Annotated in this window: 20 protein-coding genes; 14 read left to right on the top strand and 6 right to left on the bottom strand. The window is 67.3% G+C overall.

The window, feature by feature from the left end:
• Positions 1–47: 47 nt before the first annotated feature.
• From FDA38_RS01950 to FDA38_RS01925, 6 genes are read left to right on the top strand one after another with little or no spacing between them, the layout of a single operon-like run.
• Positions 48–524 carry an NAD(P)H-dependent oxidoreductase subunit E gene (locus FDA38_RS01950; protein ID WP_170989556.1) on the top strand — a complete coding sequence of 159 codons (477 nt, stop codon included), beginning with the start codon at positions 48–50 and terminating at the stop codon, positions 522–524.
• Positions 521–2,023: a formate dehydrogenase beta subunit gene (locus FDA38_RS01945; RefSeq protein WP_137252340.1), complete on the top strand. Its 1,503-nt coding sequence runs from the start codon at positions 521–523 to the stop codon at positions 2,021–2,023. Before FDA38_RS01950 ends, FDA38_RS01945 begins: the two co-directional genes overlap by 4 nt.
• On the top strand, positions 2,020–4,833 hold the full coding sequence (gene fdhF / locus FDA38_RS01940; RefSeq protein ID WP_137252339.1) for a formate dehydrogenase subunit alpha: 2,814 nt from the start codon (positions 2,020–2,022) through the stop codon (positions 4,831–4,833). Before FDA38_RS01945 ends, fdhF begins: the two co-directional genes overlap by 4 nt.
• The gene (locus FDA38_RS01935; RefSeq protein WP_137252338.1) at positions 4,830–5,051 is read left to right on the top strand and encodes a formate dehydrogenase subunit delta; all 222 of its coding nucleotides are present in this window, start codon (positions 4,830–4,832) and stop codon (positions 5,049–5,051) included. The genes fdhF and FDA38_RS01935 overlap by 4 nt, the downstream gene beginning before the upstream one ends.
• Complete coding sequence (locus FDA38_RS01930; protein WP_202877522.1) at positions 5,048–6,475, top strand: molybdopterin molybdotransferase MoeA; 1,428 nt, start codon at positions 5,048–5,050, stop codon at positions 6,473–6,475. Before FDA38_RS01935 ends, FDA38_RS01930 begins: the two co-directional genes overlap by 4 nt.
• Before the next feature lie 37 nt (positions 6,476–6,512).
• Positions 6,513–7,001 carry an SRPBCC family protein gene (locus FDA38_RS01925; RefSeq protein ID WP_137252337.1) on the top strand — a complete coding sequence of 163 codons (489 nt, stop codon included), beginning with the start codon at positions 6,513–6,515 and terminating at the stop codon, positions 6,999–7,001.
• Here FDA38_RS01925 and FDA38_RS01920 read toward each other — a convergent pair.
• Together FDA38_RS01920 and FDA38_RS01915 are read right to left on the bottom strand one after the other, a co-directional pair.
• Positions 6,985–7,410: a MerR family transcriptional regulator gene (locus tag FDA38_RS01920; protein ID WP_137252336.1), complete on the bottom strand. Its 426-nt coding sequence runs from the start codon at positions 7,408–7,410 to the stop codon at positions 6,985–6,987. The genes FDA38_RS01925 and FDA38_RS01920 overlap by 17 nt on opposite strands.
• A 27-nt stretch (positions 7,411–7,437) precedes the next feature.
• Positions 7,438–8,472, bottom strand: coding sequence for an aminotransferase class V-fold PLP-dependent enzyme (locus FDA38_RS01915; RefSeq protein ID WP_137252335.1), 1,035 nt, complete (start codon positions 8,470–8,472; stop codon positions 7,438–7,440).
• 91 nt (positions 8,473–8,563) lie between these two features.
• On the opposite strand from FDA38_RS01915, the gene FDA38_RS01910 reads away from it, so the two are divergent.
• Genes FDA38_RS01910 through FDA38_RS01900 form a run of 3 tightly spaced genes read left to right on the top strand, consistent with a single transcriptional unit; the run spans position 8,564 to position 10,892 of the window.
• Positions 8,564–9,601 (top strand): aldo/keto reductase, encoded by a 1,038-nt coding sequence (locus FDA38_RS01910; protein ID WP_137252334.1) that lies wholly within the window; start codon positions 8,564–8,566, stop codon positions 9,599–9,601.
• A gap of 42 nt (positions 9,602–9,643) precedes the next feature.
• Complete coding sequence (locus tag FDA38_RS01905; RefSeq protein WP_137252333.1) at positions 9,644–9,844, top strand: hypothetical protein; 201 nt, start codon at positions 9,644–9,646, stop codon at positions 9,842–9,844.
• A gap of 37 nt (positions 9,845–9,881) precedes the next feature.
• Positions 9,882–10,892: a LacI family DNA-binding transcriptional regulator gene (locus FDA38_RS01900; RefSeq protein ID WP_137252332.1), complete on the top strand. Its 1,011-nt coding sequence runs from the start codon at positions 9,882–9,884 to the stop codon at positions 10,890–10,892.
• A 25-nt stretch (positions 10,893–10,917) separates the two neighbouring features.
• Here the strand turns inward: FDA38_RS01900 and FDA38_RS01895 are convergent, their stop codons facing one another.
• On the bottom strand, positions 10,918–12,708 hold the full coding sequence (locus FDA38_RS01895; RefSeq protein ID WP_170989555.1) for an ROK family protein: 1,791 nt from the start codon (positions 12,706–12,708) through the stop codon (positions 10,918–10,920).
• Between the two features lie 166 nt (positions 12,709–12,874).
• On the opposite strand from FDA38_RS01895, the gene FDA38_RS01890 reads away from it, so the two are divergent.
• A complete protein-coding gene (locus tag FDA38_RS01890; RefSeq protein ID WP_137252330.1) occupies positions 12,875–13,243 on the top strand; it encodes a DUF4258 domain-containing protein in 369 nt (122 codons plus the stop codon).
• A 66-nt stretch (positions 13,244–13,309) separates the two neighbouring features.
• A complete protein-coding gene (locus FDA38_RS01885; RefSeq protein ID WP_137252329.1) occupies positions 13,310–13,645 on the top strand; it encodes a hypothetical protein in 336 nt (111 codons plus the stop codon).
• A gap of 17 nt (positions 13,646–13,662) precedes the next feature.
• Here the strand turns inward: FDA38_RS01885 and FDA38_RS01880 are convergent, their stop codons facing one another.
• On the bottom strand, positions 13,663–14,301 hold the full coding sequence (locus tag FDA38_RS01880) for a hypothetical protein (RefSeq protein ID WP_137252328.1): 639 nt from the start codon (positions 14,299–14,301) through the stop codon (positions 13,663–13,665).
• Complete coding sequence (locus tag FDA38_RS01875; RefSeq protein WP_137252327.1) at positions 14,298–14,936, bottom strand: hypothetical protein; 639 nt, start codon at positions 14,934–14,936, stop codon at positions 14,298–14,300. The genes FDA38_RS01880 and FDA38_RS01875 overlap by 4 nt, the downstream gene beginning before the upstream one ends.
• Before the next feature lie 194 nt (positions 14,937–15,130).
• Between FDA38_RS01875 and arfA the strand changes: the two genes are divergently transcribed.
• Genes arfA through FDA38_RS01860 form a run of 3 tightly spaced genes read left to right on the top strand, consistent with a single transcriptional unit; the run spans position 15,131 to position 18,727 of the window.
• On the top strand, positions 15,131–16,633 hold the full coding sequence (arfA, locus tag FDA38_RS01870) for an arabinosylfuranosidase ArfA (RefSeq protein WP_137252326.1): 1,503 nt from the start codon (positions 15,131–15,133) through the stop codon (positions 16,631–16,633).
• 56 nt (positions 16,634–16,689) lie between these two features.
• On the top strand, positions 16,690–18,126 hold the full coding sequence (gene sthA / locus FDA38_RS01865; RefSeq protein ID WP_137252325.1) for a Si-specific NAD(P)(+) transhydrogenase: 1,437 nt from the start codon (positions 16,690–16,692) through the stop codon (positions 18,124–18,126).
• Positions 18,110–18,727: a TMEM175 family protein gene (locus FDA38_RS01860; RefSeq protein WP_202877521.1), complete on the top strand. Its 618-nt coding sequence runs from the start codon at positions 18,110–18,112 to the stop codon at positions 18,725–18,727. The genes sthA and FDA38_RS01860 overlap by 17 nt, the downstream gene beginning before the upstream one ends.
• Here FDA38_RS01860 and FDA38_RS01855 read toward each other — a convergent pair.
• Positions 18,711–19,163, bottom strand: a complete 453-nt coding sequence (locus tag FDA38_RS01855) for a GNAT family N-acetyltransferase (RefSeq protein ID WP_137252324.1) — start codon at positions 19,161–19,163, stop codon at positions 18,711–18,713. The two genes, FDA38_RS01860 and FDA38_RS01855, sit on opposite strands and share 17 nt — an antisense overlap.
• Between the last annotated feature and the right edge of the window lie 10 nt (positions 19,164–19,173).

The following is a 19,173-nucleotide window of genomic DNA, read 5'->3' as shown; positions in this document are numbered from 1 at the left end:
GCAGCATTGCTTTGACCCCGTGGTCGTGGCGACGGAATGTTGTATACATGACTAGTGGGGTCGTGGTTGATGTTCGGGCTCAGAGGGTGCGGGAGATTGCCTCGGAGTTGCGGGGGCTGCGCGGGGCGTTGATTCCGATTCTGCATGCGGTGCAGGAGGAGTTCGGGTACGTCGGGCAGCCGGATGTGGCGGTGGTTGCGGAGGTGTTGAACCTTTCCGTGGCCGAGGTGCATGGGGTTGTCACGTTCTACAAGGACTTTCGGCGTACGGCGGCTGGGCGGACGACCGTGGCGATCTGTCAGGCGGAGGCCTGTCGGGCTGTTGGTGCGGTGGGGCTGGGTGAGCATGCCAAGCGGGTGGTTGGGTGCGGGTTCGGCGAGACGTCGTACGACGGGCGGATCACGCTTGATGAGGTGTTCTGCTTCGGGAACTGTGCGCTGGGGCCGGCGGTGCAGGTCGGCGGGAAGTTGCACGGGCGGGTTACACCGGCTCGGCTGGACGCGCTGCTTGGGGAGGCGCGATGAGGGTTTTCGTGCCGCGGGACTCGGCTGCGCGCTCGGTGGGCGCGGATGAAGTGGCCGAGCGGATTACTGCGAGCGGTGTTGAGGTTGTTCGGACCGGGTCGCGGGGGATGTTGTGGTTGGAGCCGCTGGTCGAGGTGGAGACGACTGCGGGGCGGATCGGGTACGGGCCGGTCATGCCTGAGGACGTCGACGGGTTGATCGCGGCGGGGATGCTCGACGGGCGCGGGGAGTCGTTGGGATTGGTGGAGGAACTGCCGTGGATGAAACGGCAGGAGCGGTTGACGTTCGCCCGGGTGGGAGTGGTTGATCCGCTGTCAGCTGAGGACTACGAAGTACACGGTGGGATGAGCGGGCTGCGGGCAGCGCTCAGCATGACGCCGGCTGAGGTGGTTGAGGTTGTCGTCGACTCGGGGTTGCGCGGGCGCGGGGGCGCGGGGTTTCCGACCGGGATCAAGTGGCGGACGGTGCTCGGTGCCGAGGCTGGTCTCAAGTTCGTGTGTTGCAACGCGGACGAAGGGGACTCCGGTACGTTCGCGGATCGGATGCTGATCGAGGGCGATCCGTTCACGTTGATCGAGGGGATGGCGATCGCGGCGTACGCGGTCGGTGCGGCGGAGGGGTACGTGTACCTGCGCTCGGAGTACCCGGACGCCGTCGCAACACTGAAGGACGCGATCGAGCTCGCGAAAACAAACCGCTGGTTGGGGCCGGACGTGCTCGGCTCAGGGTTCGGCTTCGACCTGCATGTCCGGGTCGGCGCGGGTGCGTACATCTGCGGCGAAGAGACCTCGATGCTCGAGAGCCTGGAAGGCAAGCGCGGCATGGTCCGCGCGAAGCCCCCGATCCCTGCGCTACAAGGGCTCTTCGGCCGGCCGACCGTCGTCAACAACGTGTTGTCGTTGGCAACAGTCCCCACCATCCTCGCGCACGGAGCGCAGGCCTATGCGAGCTACGGCACGGGCCGATCGCGAGGCACCAGCGTCTTCCAGCTCGGCGGGAACGTCGCCCGCGGCGGGATCGTCGAGACCGCGTTCGGCATCACCCTCGACGAGCTCGTGAACGACTTCGGCGGCGGGACAGCCACTGGCCGGCCGACCAGAGCCGTTCAAGTGGGTGGTCCGCTCGGCGCCTACCTCCCGGTCGAACAGTTCGGCCTGCCGATGGATTACGAGGAGTTCGCCAAAGCCGGAGCGATGGTCGGGCACGGCGGGATCGTGGTGTTCGACGACACCGTGGACATGGCCGCGATGGCGCGGTTCGCGTTCGAGTTCTGCGCGGCCGAATCCTGCGGCAAATGCACGCCGTGCCGGGTCGGGGCGGTCCGCGGCGTCGAGACGATCGACCGCATCGTCGCCGGGACCGAGCGCGCCAAGAACCTCGTCGTACTCGAGGACCTGTGCGAACTGATGACCGACGGCTCGCTCTGCGCGATGGGCGGCCTCACCCCGATGCCGGTACGTAGTGCCGTCCGCCATTTCGGAGAGGACTTCAACGCATGACGCTGCTCAAAGAGCCTGACTTCGGCACCCCCGCGCGACCCGGCGAGGCGACCGTGGCGGTCACCGTCGACGGCGTCGCCGTGACAGTCCCACCGGGTACGTCGGTGATGCGCGCCGCGAAGGAAGCCGGGATCGACGTACCGAAGCTGTGCGCGACCGACAACTTGGAGGCCTTCGGATCCTGCCGCCTGTGCGTGGTCGAGATCGACGGTGTCAAAGGCACTCCAGCCTCCTGTACGACGCCGGTCCGCGACGGCATGCAGGTCCGCACCCAGAACGAGCGACTCGGCAAACTGCGCCGCGGTGTGATGGAGCTGTACATCTCCGACCACCCGCTCGACTGCCTGACCTGCTCGGCCAACGGCGACTGCGAACTGCAGGACATGGCCGGCGTCACCGGCCTGCGCGAGGTCCGGTACGGATCCGGCGTCGAGGCCGGAGCCAACCACATGCAACTGGAGACCGACACCTCCAACCCGTACTTCGACTTCGAGGCATCCAAGTGCATCGCGTGTTCCCGCTGCGTCCGCGCGTGCGACGAAGTACAAGGAACTCTGGCGCTGACGATCGAGGGGCGTGGGTTTGATTCCAAGGTCGCGGCCGGGGCCGGGGTGCCGTTCTTCGAGTCGGATTGTGTGTCGTGTGGAGCGTGCGTGCAGGCGTGCCCGACCGCGACGCTGCAGGAGAAATCGGTCGTCGAGCTCGGGATGCCGACACGGACCGTCCTGACGACGTGCGCGTACTGCGGTGTCGGCTGCTCGTTCAAGGCCGAACTGCGCGGTGACGAGCTGGTCCGGATGGTCCCGTACAAGAACGGCGGCGCGAACGAGGGCCACTCGTGCGTCAAGGGCAGGTTCGCATTCGGCTACGCGAGTCACCCCGACCGCGTCCTCGAGCCGATGGTTCGCGACACGATCGCCGACGAATGGCGGACCGTCTCCTGGGACGAGGCGATCACGTTCACCGCGCGTCGGCTCCGGGAGATCCAAGCGCAGTACGGCCAGGGCTCGATCGGTGCGATCACGTCGTCGCGGACGACCAACGAAGAGGTGTACGCCGTCCAGAAGATGGTGCGAGCCGTCTTCGGCAACAACAACGTCGACACGTGTGCACGCGTCTGCCACTCGCCGACGGGGTACGGGCTGAAGCAGACCTTCGGCGAATCCGCCGGCACGCAGGACTTCAGGTCGGTCGACGAAGCCGACGTGATTCTCGTGATCGGTTCGAACCCGACCGACGCGCACCCGGTGTTCGGATCGCGGATGAAGCAGCGGATCCGCCAGGGCGCGAAGCTGATCGTGATCGACCCCCGCCGGATCGACCTGGTCCGCTCGCCCCACGTCGAGGCGACCCACCACCTCGAGGTCAGGCCCGGGACGAACGTCGCGATCATCAACGCGCTCGCGCACGTGGTCGTGACCGAAGGCCTGGTCGACCGCGACTTCGTCGACAGCCGGTGCGAGGACTTCGACGGCTGGGCGGAGTTCATCGCACGGCCGGAGCACAGCCCGGAGGCGCTGGCCGAGACCTGCGGCGTACCGGCTGACGAGATCCGAGAGGCTGCCCGCCTCTACGCGACGGGCGGAAATGCGGCGATCTACTACGGTCTCGGCGTCACCGAGCACAGCCAGGGCTCGACGATGGTGATGGGGATGGCCAACCTCGCGATGGCAACCGGCAACATCGGCCGCGCCGGCGTCGGCGTGAACCCGATGCGCGGTCAGAACAACGTGCAGGGTTCCTGTGACATGGGTTCGTTCCCGCACGAGCTGCCCGGCTACCGGCACGTGTCGAACGAGGACGTCCGCGACATCTACGAGAAGTTGTGGGGTACGCCGATCCTCGACGAGCCCGGGCTGCGGATCCCGAACATGTTCGACGCCGCGATCGACGGATCGTTCAAGGCGCTGTTCGTGCAGGGCGAGGACATCGCGCAGTCGGATCCGAACACGCAGCATGTGTTCGCCGCGTTGGGTGCACTGGATCTCCTGGTGGTACAGGATCTTTTCGTCAACGAGACCGCGAAGTTCGCGCACGTTTTGTTGCCGGGAACATCGTTCCTGGAGAAGGACGGCACGTTCACGAACGCCGAGCGGCGGATCAACCGGGTGCGGCCGATCATGGCGCCACGGACCGGCAAGCAGGAGTGGGAGATCATCTGCGAGATCGCGCAGGCGATGGGGTACCCGATGCACTACGACTCGACCGCGCAGATCATGGACGAGATCGCGTTGACGACGCCGACGTTCATGGGTGTCTCGTTCGCCAGGCTGGACGAGCTCGGGTCGATCCAGTGGCCGTGCAACGTCGAGCATCCGGACGGTACGCCGATCATGCACTCCGACGAGTTCACCCGCGGCAAGGGTCGATTCATGGAGACCATGTACGTGCCGACGTCGGAGCGGTCGACCCGGAAGTTCCCGCTGATCCTGACGACCGGGCGGATCCTCTCGCAGTACAACGTGGGCGCGCAGACCCGTCGTACGGCGAACGTCGCGTGGCATGCCGAGGACGTGCTGGAGATCCACCCGCACGACGCCGAGGTGCGTGGCGTCACGGACGGGGATCTGGTCGCGCTGTCGAGCCGGGTCGGGCGGACCGAGTTGCGGGCGAAGATCTCGGATCGGATGCCGGTCGGTGTCTGCTACACGACGTTCCACCATCCGGTCAGTGGCGCGAACGTCGTCACGACCGACAACTCGGACTGGGCCACGAACTGCCCCGAGTACAAGGTGACCGCGGTGCAGGTGGATCTGATCCCGGCATCGGCCGCCGTACTTGAGGCAGTCGTTGCAGGAGGCAACCGATGAGTGGTGGGGTGCCGCCGTACGTGCGGTTGGCGAACGAGATCGCGGCTCAGTTCGCGCATCGCTCCCCCGAGGATGCGGCGACGATGATCGCCAACCACCTGAAGGCGACCTGGGATCCGCGGATGAAGCAGGCGCTGATCACGTACGCCGAGTCCGGCGCGACCGACCTGTCCCCTGCGGCGGCGTTGGCGGCGCGCAACCTGCAAGGCGCTCTGTGACGTATCCCACCCGGTCCGGCGAGCGGGATCCTTTCGACAACCGCGCACGGGTCGGCGAGGGTGGTCCTGTGGAGGACGGGCCTGGGAACGTGCTGTCCGGAGGCCGCGGTCTCCGGACGCGACCCGATGCCGTGTCCTGGGACGCGGCCCGGGTGCTGGCCCACGCGGCAGCCCGCCCGGGCGCGGCGGTCTCGCGGCCGTTGGACGCTGTGGACGGATGCGTTCTCGGTACGCCGTTGGTGTCGCCGGGGGCAGTTCCGCCCGTGGATCGGGCTGCGATGGACGGGTACGCCGTACGTGGGGCTGGTCCTTGGCGGGTGAACGGTCATGTGACGGCCGGGGCTGCGGATCCGGGGACGTTGGCGGACGGGCACGCGACCGGGATCGTCACGGGAGCGGCCGTGCCGAGCGGGACGACGTCTGTGGTGCGCTCCGAAGATGCGGTGGTGAACGGCGACCGGCTGGAAGGCCCGGCCGAGGACGGTCGTCACATCCGCCGAGCGGGTGAGGAGTGCCAGCCGGGCGAGCAACTGTTGCCGGCCGGCGTGGTCGTCGACCCAGCGGTGCTCGGGCTGGCCGCAGCCGTCGGCCTCAACCGCCTGACCGTCATCCCACAGCCGACCGTCGCCGCCCTCGTGACAGGCGACGAACTAGTCCACCGCGGCCCCTCCGGCCCGGGCCGGGTACGCGACGCTATCGGCCCGATGCTCCCGGGCCTGATCACCCGCGCAGGCGCGCAACTGGTCACGCACGCAGGCGCGCAGCAGGTCACGCGCGCGGGCGCGCAGCAGGTCGCGGGCGCAGGTGCGCCGGAGGTCGCGGGCGCGGGCGCGCGGCTGATCGCCGGTGGCTCGGTTGGCCAGGAACTGCGGGCCGGTGCGCCGCCGGCCTCGGTGCTGCATCTGCCGGACTCGTTGGACGCGCTGACCAGGGCGCTCGGTGAGACGGAGGCTGACCTGATTCTCGTCTCCGGGTCGTCGGCTGCTGGGCCGGCGGATCATCTTCGGCCGGCGCTTGTCTCGCTCGGTGCGGAGTTTGTTGTGGATGGCGTGGCCTGTCGTCCCGGGCATCCTCAAGCGCTGGCTCGGTTGGCCGACGGACGGCTGGTGCTCGGGCTGCCCGGTAATCCGTTCGCCGCGCTGGTCGCGTTTCTGACGCTCGGCGTCGCGGCCATCACCCGCATGCGCGGCGTCCGGCTCCCCGAGCTCACCCACATCGCCGTACCCGGCGGTGTCCCGTGCCATCCGACGAGCACCCGCCTCGTCCCGGTCCGGCTCACGGCCCACGGCGCCGTACCGATCGGCCACGGCGGATCCGCCATGCTCCGCGGACCCGCTGCCGCCGACGCCCTGGCCGTGGTCGCCCCCGGTCCAGCGGAGGCAATCGCCGCTCGATTGCTCCCCCTCAATCCGGGAATCACGTAAATGTCGAGCCCGGCGGCGGACGTCCGACGTACCGGGCATGAATGACTACGGAGTGACCGGCTCGACCACTGGTGTCGAGGTACTGATCAAGCTGCACATCGAAGAGCTGTGGTCCGGCATCACCGCGATCGACAGGTACGGCGAGTGGAGCCCCGAGTGCTACTACGGCGCCTGGCTGGAGGAGGGGGCCCGTTTCGAGGCTCGCAACCGCTTCAAGGATGGATTCGAGACCTACGTGACCTGCACGGTCACCGTCATGCAGGCGCCACACCGCTTCGGCTGGGACGTGTACGGCGACGAGGACGTGCCGTTCGCACACTGGGAGTACGAACTGCAGGACCAGGGCGACAAGACGCTCGTCCGGCAGTCGTTCACCCACGGCCCCGGCAACAGCGGGATGCGCATTGGCGCGGTCGAGAACCCCGAGCGGGCGGCCGAGGCGATCCAGGGCCGGCTCGATCAGCTGGCGGCGAACATGCGATCGACCCTCACCGCGATGGAGTCAGCGCTCAGGATGCCTCGCTAGCGCTTGACTGGGACGGGCCGACCCACAGGCACTCGGCCGTGCCGGCTTCCAGGTGCTCCTCGTAGACGCCGACCTTGTGGCTGATGACGTTCAGGCACTCGGTCAGGTCCTGGATCTGGGACGTGACGTGATCCTGATGGCTGCGGAGCAGGGCCAGCCGGTCCTGCTCGTTGCCGGGGCCCTGGCGGACCAGATCGGTGTACTTGCGGATGGTGTCGAGCGGCATCCCGGACGAGCGGAACTTGATGCACATGTCCAGCCACTCGACATCGTCCTCGGTATAGACGCGCCGGCCGTTCGACTCACGCCGTACCGGATCTGCGAGCAGACCCTCACGCTCGTAGAACCGGAGGGCGTGCACACTCAGCCCCGTCCGCTCCGCCACCTGCCCGATACTCAATCCACGCATGGGGCACCCTAACTCCGGATCAGGCCGTCAGAGCAGGGGTTTGAGCGCCTCGAGAGCCTGCTGTACGTCGTCCCGGGTCGAGTAGATATGGAACGACGCGCGCAGTTTCCCGTCCCGTACGGCGGCCCGGATACCGGCGGACGCGAACGCCTCCTGCGCCCCCGGGAGGCTCGTGCTGACGATCGCGCTGTTCGACGGTTCCAGGCCGAGGCCGGCCCGGAATTCGTTCGCCAGCTCGAGGTTGTGGCGGTTGATCGTGTCCACACCGATCTGCTCGATCAACTCGAGCGCCGGCGCCGCGCCGACGAAACTGAACCAGGCCGGCGACTGGTCGAACCGCCGCGCGCCCGGGTCGAGCTCCATCACGGGTCCGTAGTACGAACCGTGGACGTCGCGGGCGGCGTACCAACCGGCGGCCGACGGGCGGCAGCGCTCCTGCAGACGTGCCGAGAGGTATCCGAGCGTCGCACCGCGCGGGGACATCAACCACTTGTAACTGTGAGCGATCAGGGCATCGACACCATCAGTCGTGATCGGGTGCCAGCCCACTGCCTGCGATGCATCGATCACCACCAGCGCGTCGATTTCCTTGCTGGCAGCAATAACCGCGGGGAGATCGAGTACGACGCCCGTCGACGACTGCACCGCACTCACGGCCACCACGTCGATCCCGGGCTTGATCGCCGCGACCAACTCGTCACCCGGTACGGCGACGACCTCGACGCCGCGGTCCGCGTGCACCTGCCACGGGAACACGTTCGACGTGAACTCGACGTCGTCGGTCAGCACCTTCGCGCCGTCAGGCAACGCCGCCGCGATCGGCACCAGCGCGGCCGACACCGTGCTGCCGACGAACACGTCCGTGGCGTCGGCCCCGATCAGCCGCGCGAACGACTCGCGCGCCCGCGTGGTCGACCCGTCCCACGGCTCCCAGCTCGTCCGGCCGACCCGCCAGTCCCCGAGCGCGGCCTGCAACGCCTCCCAGGCCGGTTTCGGCGGCAGCCCGTACGACGCGGTGTTCAACCAGCCCGGCTCCGGGTCCCACAGCCCCTCGATGTCCATGCTCGCCACTCTAGGTCGGGCTTGACCTAGACAGCGCTCTAGCTCTTACCGTGCGAGACGTCACCGATCGCAACACGAGGAGTCTGCTGTCATGCGCTACCGCACGCTGGGTGGAACCGGGATCGAGGTCAGTGAGTACTGTCTCGGGGCGATGATGTTCGGCGCCGCCGGGAACCCGGACCACGAGGACTGCATCCGGATCATCAACACCGCGCTCGACCAGGGCATCAACTTCGTCGACACCGCGGACATGTACTCCGCGGGCGAGTCCGAGGAGACCGTCGGCAAGGCGATCAAGGCGCGCCGCGACGACGTCGTACTGGCGAGCAAGGTGCATTTCCCGCTCGGCGAGGGGCGGAACCGGAGCGGGAACTCACGGCGCTGGATCACCCGCGCGGTCGAGGACAGCCTGCGCCGGCTCGACACCGACTGGATCGACCTGTACCAGATCCACCGGCCGGATCACACCACGGACATCGAGGAAACCCTGTGGGTGTTGAGTGATCTCGTCACCGCGGGCAAGATCCGCGCGTTCGGCTGCTCGGCGTTCCCGGCGGAGGACATCGTGGAGGCGTACCACGTCTCCGGGCAGCGCGGGTACGGACGGTTCCGGACGAACCAGCCGCCGTACTCGATGATTGCCCGCGGCATCGAGCGGTCGATCCTGCCGACCTGCCGGCGGCTGGGGATGGGCGTGCTGACGTACAGTCCGCTCGCCTTCGGCTTCCTGTCCGGGAAGATCCGCAAGGACCAGCCGCTCGACCTGTCGGCCCGCGCCGCGCTCGCACCTGCCCGGTTCGATCCGGCGCTGCCCGCGAACGCCGCGAAGTACGCCGCTCTCGAGCCCCTGATCGAGGTTGCCGACAGCATCGGCAGGACGCTGCCCGAGCTCGCGATGGCCTTCGTCACCAGCCACCCCGCGGTCGCCTCGGTGATCTCCGGCCCGCGCACGATGGAGCAGCTCGAGGGCCTGTTGAAGGCCGCCGATCTGACCCTGGACGACAAGACCCTCGACCGGATCGACGAGATCGTCCCGCCGGGTACCGACCTCTACACCGTGGACGGCGTCTGGCAGCCGCAGTCCATCACCGATCCCACCCAGCGCAGGCGGTCCCTGACCGGCCGCTGAAGCCGTACTGTGGTGGCAGTAACCATTGCCAGGGAGGGTGCGATGAGTTTCGACAGGCCCGGTCTGCCACATCCCGGTCGCGAGCTGGACCCTGCGGTCGAGGACACGCTGCGTGAGGAGGGTGTCGAGCTGAACGACGACGACGAGCCGGACATCGCGGACCACCCCGGCGGCCGGTCGGCCGGCCCGCAGCCGAACCCGCCACGCCGTCCCCCGCACGACGAGGCAGCCACGGAGGAGTGAACTCTGCACTACCGTGGCTGCCCATGAGGGACATGCCATGGCAGTGACGATGCGCGACGTCGCGCGCGAGGCCGGCGTGTCTCCGAAGACGGTCTCGAACGTGATGAACGGCTACCCGTACATCCGCGCCGAGACCCGGACCAAGGTGCTCGCCGCGATCGATGCCCTCGGCTACCGGATGAACATCTCCGCCCGCAACCTGAAGTCCGGCCGGACCGGCGTCATCGGCCTCGCCGTGCCGGAGCTGAGCAACCCGTACTTCGCGGAGCTTGCCGACGCGGCGATAGCGGCCGCCGGCGAGCACGGCCTGACTGTGATGATCGAAACCACCGGCGCCGACCGCGAACGGGAGCTGACCGCACTGGCCAGGCCGCGCGGGCACCTGGTGGACGGCCTGCTCTACAGCCCGCTCGGCCTCGGCCCTGAGGACGTCGATCACCTCCGCACGCACACGCCGATGGTGCTGCTCGGCGAGCGGATCTTCCATGGCCCGGTAGACCACGTCATGATCGACAACGTCGAGGGCACCAAGGCTGTCGTACGGCATCTGCTCGACCAAGGCCGCCGGCGGATCGCGGTGATCGGCGTACGGCCCCGGGAAGGCGTCGGCACCGCGGCCATCCGGTACGGCGCCTACGCCGAGACGCTGGCGGAGTACGGCGTTTCCGCGCCGGAGGAGCTCGCCGTCTCGGGCGGGAAGTGGCATCGGTCGAGCGGAGCGGACGCAGTGGCGGAGCTGCTCCGGACCGGACAACGGTTCGACGCCGTCTTCGCCCTCAACGACACGTTGGCGCTGGGCGCGATCCGGGCCCTCGCGGCACGCGGCGTGCGGATCCCCGACGACGTGGCCGTAGCCGGCTTCGACAACATCGACGAGGCCAGCTACAGCAGCCCGACCTTGACCTCGGTCGACCCGAGCCGGGTCTACATCGCCCGGACCGCGGTCGAGCTTCTGGTCCAGCGGATGGCGGGCGACATCTCCGAGCACCGCGAGATTGTCGCCCCCCACGAACTCCACGTCAGGGAATCCACCCTCGGCAGCAGCTGATGCAACGACCGGTGAAGGTCTTCGGCTAGCGGCCCACAGGAGCAATCCGGCCGGAGATCCACCGGCGCTGCAGCGTCTCGAGCTCTCTGGTGAATTCGCTCAGTTTGCCCTGATCACCTAGCAACCTCGACGGTCTGAACGCTTCGTGCCACAGGTCCTGGACCGCCTTCTTGTTCAGCGTCTGATCCATGACCAGGCGCAACAGCGCATGCTCCTCGGTGAAGTACTGGTCGGCCAGTGGATCCGAGCCGAGGAGCTGTTCGGGATCGTGGTACTTCAGGATCTCCCGGAGCTCCTTGGTGAGAGCGAGTTGACGCTCTTTGGCCAGCTGTCGTTCGTCGAGCCCGGCCGGCACGGAGGGAATCAGATCGTCCGGCTGCTCGGGAATGCATTCGTCCTGCTTGAGCGCGTGGGCGATGAAGTCGTCGAGAACGCGGATGGCGGCGTTGCGGGCCGCCTTCTCGGGTCCGCCGTCGGGATCGCCGGCGGTCGATCGCACCTCGAGCCGCGGGGCGCCTCGGCGCGCATCGGAGGCCGCCGAAGAGAATGCCTCTTCATCGACGACGGTTTCGATCGCCTGCCGATACATAGCTGCGGCCGTTTGCTTGTACCACTCAGTTCCCAGCTCGACGTCGGCGAGCGCACGCGGCAGCAGTAGCAGCAGCCAGCCCGGATTCTGCGCATGAATCAGGGAGACGATCCCGTGGCCGAGCGCGGAGCCGGCGGTCCAGAACGCACGTCCTGCCGGCGTCAGATTCACGCCGTCGTACGCCGGCTCGCCGGCCAGCCTGGCGAACTCGGCCAGCGGATAGCCCAGCTCGCCTGCTATCCGTTGCGGGATCGCATAGCAGTCGATGTGGCTGAGCTTCTTGCAGTTGCAGGGATCCGCGAACGTCGGATATCCCCCCGCCGTAGCAGACTCCACCGCGGCGGCGCGCGGAAGCCGCGGTTCGCCGGCGTCCACGAAGACCGGATTGTGTCCCGGCTCTCCTGCGCCACCACGGTGGCCTCTGTAGACGCGCCCGCCGACAACCAGGCCGGCGCCCACTCCTTCGTCGAAGACGGCCACAACGGCTCCGTCTTGAGGGCGCGATCGTCGATCCCTTCTGTACATCTCGCGGAGCGCGATCAGGTTGACGTCGTTGTCGAGCACGACGGACAGCTCATGATCAAGCGCCTCGCCAATGTCGATCGCCAACGGCGCCGCGTGCTGCCATCCGGAGTGCGGGGCCTCCATCACCAGACCGCGGTGGACATGACCCGGCACCTCGATGCCGACACCGAGAATCCGGGCCTCGGTCCGGCCGGCCTGCCATTGACCGATCATCTGCTTGACGAAATCGCCGATCTGCAGGGCGATCTGAGCGGACTCCGTGTCCTCGGTGAGGCGCATGTTCCTCGATTGGATCAACTGTGCACTCAGGTCGCGGATCGTGCAGGTCACCGTGTGCTGCTGGTTCTGGCTGATCGAAATGTGCACGCCGACCATTGCCCACAGGTTGCTTCCGAGGAGGTACCGCTCGGGCGGTCGACCACCTGCACCCGGCCCGCTGTAAACCGCTCTCTTGGTGATGAGGTGAGCCTTCTCCAGAGCCGCCAGCGCCTTCGACAGAGTGGCCGCCGAGTACTTCGAGCCGTCGCCGGGGCCGACCCGCCTCAGCAGTTCGTTGCGCAGGCGGCCGTCAGGTGCCGCGATCGCAAGCTCCTGCAGGACCGCCCCGAGCACCTGCTGACTGACCTTCTCGGATGGTTTGGGCTTATCGGGAAGCACCTTCTGCAGATGCTGCTCGAACCCCTCGTGCTCGGACGTGACCATCGGCCACCAACTCTCTTCACCGGCTGGCAGTAATAGTTGCATATCCTATTAGAACTTAGGAAGAGTGCAGATTAAATACTCCAGTTTAAGCAGATCGTTGAATTTAAGTCTTGTAGCGAGTGTTATCACCTTGACAACTTCTACTCAGTAGAAGGAACCTCGGGATATGACCACTTCGTCACTGGACCACCCGACGCTCGCCGTCGGCGGATTGAGGCTCACGGCGCACGCACGCGTCCGGATGATCGAGCGGCAGATCGACGGCGCCGAGTTGGTCGCGACGCTCACCGAGGTCGACACCACGCGAGTGGTCAGCTCTCGGGGCATCACTGTCTTCGGCCACAACGGTGTGGCAGTGGTGCTCAACCTGGCCATGACCAAGGTGCTGACCGTCCTGCCCCGCGGAGCCATGCCGACGCGCTGGCGCGGCACCAACGAGGGCTTGCGGGGGTACCGGCGCGACCCTGCGAGCCGGCGCAACCGCAGCTCTCGGCGGTCGTGGTCCGGAGCCACCCAGCGGCGGGGGATCCAGTGATCATCACTACGGCGTCGGCCGAGTCGGGCCGATCGAGCGTCTGCGCGGGAGGCGAAGGATAGCCTGATGACCGGCTACGAGGTGGTACTCAGCCCAGCGGCAAAGCTGTTCGTGCTGGAGCTCGGGAGCCAGGTGGAGCGGACGGCGTTGGCCGACTGCCTGCGGCTGGACCTGCAACTCGACGGTCCGAACGCGCAGTACGCCTTCGAGTTCACACCTTGGGAGGGCGGGCGTGAGTACACCGCCATCCCCCTTCATCTCGGCGGGATCGTGGCCGTCTTCCGGCCGCTGTCCGACGCTGAGCTCGATCGGCTACAGCACGATCAGGATCGAAAGCTGGCGCGGTCGGGCTACTTCGTCCTCAGCTTGTTGAGGCCGGAGTCCGGTTTCCACCCGCGCTGACCTGAGCGCCGGATCGATCAGGCCGCCGGGTTGGCCGCGTACGCGAACACCAGGACGCCGAGGACGATCGCGATCGCCGCATAAGCGAGCTGGCGACTCAAAGCCTTGAACCTGGCGCGGGTCTCGTAGTAGTTCGCGTACTGGACGACATTGTCAGCGGCCTCTCGTAGCTCCGCTGCGCGCCGGACCGCCACCTCGCTGGGCGCCGCACGAACGAGCTCGTTCGCCTGGATCAGCCGCTGATAGAGCTGGTGCACCGTCTCGGCGACATGCGCATACAGCTCGTGCTTGTAGACCTCGATCTCCTGCAGCAAGGCGCTCTCCGACATCGCACCCTCCAGGCGCGCCTGGAAGTCGTCGAAGCTCAGCTGGGCGAGCGCGATCCATTCGTTCGTGAGGATCTGGCTTGTCCGGACGATCACATATCCCACGCCTGCCGTTGCGACCAGAACACCGCAGGCCGCGGCCCACAGCCGCCAATCTGCCAGACTCAAGGACCCCAGACTCGTGAGCTGAAGTCCGGCGACCAGGAATCCGCCGACGCCTGCAGCCGCGGTGAGGAGCCAACGCACGGTCGACCGCAGCGTCTCGGTTGCCGACGCAAATGTCGCCGCCGCCGTCGAGCTGCGATCCGGGGCGATCGCGGCCTGGTTCACAGATGGCTCGATTCTTCGGCCGCCAGGTCGAGCTCGGATCGCCGCGCGTCGTACATGATCCTGGACAGATTCTGGGTGACCAGGAACTCGACGAACTTCTGCGAGACCGGAACGACAATCCCCACCTGCATGCCGTCGTTGGTGAGGACCAGAAGCTCACCGGCCTGCCCCGCCGCGTCGATCCGGCGAGCCGAAAGATCCCCGACCCGAATCGTGCTCGACTTGGTGCTCTGCCTGCCGTCCGGGGATGCAGGGCCGATCTGCGCACCCAGCCGCCTCAGCATTTCAGCGGTCGGCAACCCAACCACTTCGGCCAGTTCGTCGGCGCCGCGCCGCCGTCCGGCCGCCGGCCTGTACTCGTCGCGACCGGCAATCTCGCCTGCCTCACTCGCCTCGGAAACCACCTCGTCGGCGAGGGGCAGGGAGCCGGGGCCGGCTATCGCCGCCTCTCCCGCGGCGATCTCCTTGGTGACCTGGGACCAGTTCCGGTCGACGAGATGCTCCACCCACGCCTGCCCGGCCGGAATCACGACAGCAATCAAGGCACGATCACGGGTGAGCCCGACGAGATCCCCGTTACGCGCATGCGCCTCGAGCGTGGACCCGCGCAGGTCCCGGATCTTGATGGTCTTCACTGCCCCTCCTTCGCCGCCGACAGCTTCACGAGCATACCCAGGTCGTCTACGCTTGTCTACACTCGTCGACAACCGTTGCCAAGGAGATTCAGTGGCGAACTGTTGACGGTGGAGAAGCCTCCGGGCATCCTTTCTACACCGATGTAGTACACCGATGTAGATCCGTCCTGAAGGACTACGACAGGAGCAACCTGGTGCCTGCTGCCACTCTGATCATCGACCCCGCGTTCACGATCGCGCCTGTGAACCGTCGGACCTTCGGGACGTTCGTCGAGCACATGGGTCGGTGTGTCTACACCGGCATCTACGAGCCCGGCCATGCGACCGCCGACGAGGACGGCTTCCGGAAGGACGTGCTCGAGCTGACCCGTGAGCTCGGCGTGTCCGTGGTCCGCTACCCCGGCGGCAACTTCGTCTCCGGTTACCGCTGGGAGGACGGTGTCGGCCCGCGGGACGAGCGGCCGCGTCGGCTCGACCTGGCCTGGCACAGCATCGAGACCAACGAGTTCGGGCTGGACGAGTTCAGCCGGTGGTGCGCGAAGGCCGGCGTCGAGCCGATGATGGCGCTCAACCTCGGGACGCGCGGGGTGCAGGAGGCGCTCGACCTGCTCGAGTACTCGAACCACCCCGGCGGTACGGCGTTGTCGGACCTGCGCGAGCAGCACGGCGGAGCGCCGTACGGGATCAAACTGTGGTGTCTCGGCAACGAGTTGGACGGGCCGTGGCAGGTCGGGCACAAGACGCCGACCGAGTACGGACGGCTCGCGGCGGAGACGGCGCGGGTGATGCGGATGGTCGAGCCGGATCTCGAACTGGTCGCGTGCGGATCGTCGTCGTCGCGGATGCCGCTGTTCGGGACCTGGGAGCGCGACGTACTGCGGGAGACGTACGAGTTCGTCGAGTACATCTCCTGCCACGCGTACTACGGGAACGACGACGGCGACACCGACTCCTTCCTGGCGTCCGCGGTGAACATGGACCGCTTCATCGAGTCGGTCGTCGCGACCGCGGATCACGTCGGCGCGGAACTCAAGAGCAGCAAGAAGATCGGCATCTCGTTCGACGAGTGGAACGTCTGGTACGGCGACCGCTCCCGCCGTACCGACGGCCCGCACGACCAGTGGGAGGTGGCACCACGGCGGATCGAGGACGAGTACAACGTCACCGATGCCGTTGTCGTCGGCAACCTTCTGATCTCGTTGCTCCGGCACAGCGACCGAGTCGGCGTCGCATGTCTCGCCCAGCTCGCGAACGTGATCGCCCCGATCATGACCGAGCCCGGCGGCCCCGCCTGGCGGCAGCCGACGTTCCACCCGTTCGCGATCACCTCCCGGCTCGCGGCCGGTCAGGTCCTCCGGGTCGAGACCGACTCACCGCTCACCACGACGGACAAGTACGGCGATGTCGCGGCGATCGACGCGGTCGCGACGTACGACGACGGCAAGGTCGCGATCTTCGCCGTCAACCGGTCGACCGACGGCCCGATCGAGGTGACCATCGACGTCAGCCGCACCGGCGTCACCACCGTCGCCGAGGCGCTGATCATGCACAACGAGGACCCGCTGGCCACCAACTCGGCCACGGATCCCGACCACGTCGTTCCGCAGCAGTTCGACGCGGCCAAGCTGGCCGACGGCAAACTGACCGTTACGCTCCCGGCCATCAGCTGGACAGCTGTTTCACTGTCGACTGACTGACCCCGCTGTACGAGACTGGGTGCCTGTAGGGGCGCCCAGTCTGGTGGGGAGATCCGATGTACGACTACGACCTTGTGGTGATCGGATCCGGCCCGGGCGGGCAGAAGGCCGCGATCGCCGGTGCGAAGCTGGGCAAGCGGGTAGCGGTGGTCGAGCGGATCTCGATGCTCGGCGGCGTCTGCGTCAACACCGGCACGATTCCGTCCAAGACGCTCCGCGAGGCCGTCCTCTACCTGACCGGCATGGCGCTGCGCGATCTGTACGGCGCCAGCTACCGCGTGAAGTCCGAGATCACGATCGCCGATCTGATGGCCCGGACCCAGCATGTAGTCGGCCGCGAGGTCGAGGTCGTCCGGTCGCAACTGCTCCGCAACCACGTCGAGCTGCTGCACGGTACGGCGAGTTTCGTCGACCCGAACACGATCCAGGTGACCGGGGTCGGGCGCGGCGAGACCAGCACGGTCACGGCCGAGAAGATCGTGATCGCCACCGGGACCAGGCCGGCCCGGCCGCGGCAGATCGAGTTCGACGACCGGCATGTGCTCGACTCCGACGCGATCCTCAAGCTCGAGAAGGTGCCGGGCTCGATGGTTGTCGTCGGCGCCGGCGTGATCGGGATCGAGTACGCGTCGATGTTCGCCGCGCTCGGGACGCGGGTGACGGTGGTCGAGAAGCGCGACCGGATGCTGGAGTTCTGCGATCCCGAGGTGGTCGAGTCGCTCAAGTTCCATCTCCGCGACCAGGCGGTCACCTTCCGGTTCGGCGAGGAGGTCGAGCGGGTGGAGGTGTCGGATCGCGGCACGGTCACCTCGCTGGCCAGCGGCAAGCGGATCCCGGCCGAGATGGTGATGTACTCCGCCGGCCGGCAAGGCGTCACCGACCAGCTCAACCTGGAGGCCGCCGGGCTCGAGGCGGACGCACGCGGCCGGATCAAGGTCGACGAGCACTACCGAACCACCGTCGAGCACATCTACGCCGTCGGTGACGTGATCGGCTTCCCGGCTCTTGCGGCGAACAGCATGGATCAGGGCAGGCTCGCGGCGTACCACGCGTTCGGCGAACCAGCCCGCGAGCTGGCCGGGCTGCAGCCGATCGGCATCTACACGATCCCCGAGGTCTCGTACTGCGGTGCGACCGAGGAGGAGCTGACCCGCTCGTCGGTGCCGTACGAGGTCGGCGTTTCGCGGTACCGCGAACTGGCCCGCGGGCAGATCCTCGGCGATACGTACGGGATGCTCAAGCTGCTCGTCTCGACCGAGGACCGCACCCTGCTCGGCGTGCACGTGTTCGGCACCAACGCGACCGACCTGGTCCACATCGGACAGGCGATCATGGGCTGCGGCGGAACCGTCGACTACTTGGTCGACACCGTCCTGAACTACCCGACGCTCTCCGAGGCCTACAAGGTCGCCGCGCTCGACGTCACCAACAAAATCCGGGCCCTCGATGCCTTCGGTACGGATTACTCTGACGGGCGTGAGCAATCAGTCTGATCTCGCGGAGACCAACCGCCTGGAAGCGTTCAGCGACGGCGTCTTCGCGATCGCGATCACCCTTCTCGTCCTCGAACTGCACAGCCCCGAGCTCGAGGAGGGCCAGCGGCTGTGGCCGGCCTTGCTGGACGAGTGGCCGCAGTTCGCGGCGTACCTGACCAGCTTCGCGATCCTCGGCATCATGTGGGTCAACCATCACTCGATGTTCCGCCAGATCCAGCGCGCGGATCGCGGGCTGATGTTCCTCAACCTGTTGCTGTTGCTGTGGACGACGCTGTTGCCGTTCCCGACCAGCCTGTTCGCCGAGCATCTCGAGGACGACTCGATCAACGCGAACGTCGCTGCCGCCGTCTACAGCGCGAACCTGACGCTGGCGGCGATCGCGTTCAGCATGATCTGGTGGTACGTCCTGCGCAATCATCTGGTCGAACACGAGATGACCAAGAGCGAGATGCGCCGCTCACTGGTCCGCTACTCGATGGGCACGGTCATCTACGGCGCGACGATCGGCATCTCGTTCATCTCCGCGAAGGCGACGCTGCTGATCGTGTTCCTGCTCGCCTTGTATTACGCCTTCGAGCAGGTCAGGACCCGCGACTGAACTGGGTGATGTAGATGCCGGGGGCAACCTCTAGCCTGCCGGTCTCGGTGTAGCCGCGGGACTTGTAGAGGTTGACTGCCGGGGTGTTGGCCGAGCCGGTCGAGACCTGGCTGACAGGTCGCGGTTCGAGCTGGTCGAGGTGGTCGAGGAGGGCTCGGCCGTGGCCGCGGCGGGCGTGGGCGGGGTCGACGATCAGGCGGGAGATCTCGACCGTGGCGTCGTCGGGGAACTCGTACGCAACCGCGCCGACCAGCGTGCTTCCGTCGTACCGGCCGAGCCAGTGCTCTGTGGACTGCATGAGTCCGGCGAGGTCTTCCTGGAGTGGCGGGATGCCGTCGAAGCCGATCAGCTCGGCCTCGACGGCGTACGCGGCGTGCTGGATCGCGAGCAGACGCTCGGCGAGCGTGCGGTCGGTGAGGTCCAGCGGCGTGATCACCTTGGGTAGG

Source organism: Kribbella jiaozuonensis (assembly GCF_005233875.1).
In the GTDB taxonomy this organism is placed as follows: Bacteria; Actinomycetota; Actinomycetes; order Propionibacteriales; family Kribbellaceae; genus Kribbella; species Kribbella jiaozuonensis.
Note: the sequence above shows the minus strand (reverse complement) of the source record. Positions and strands in the feature narration are given on the sequence as shown.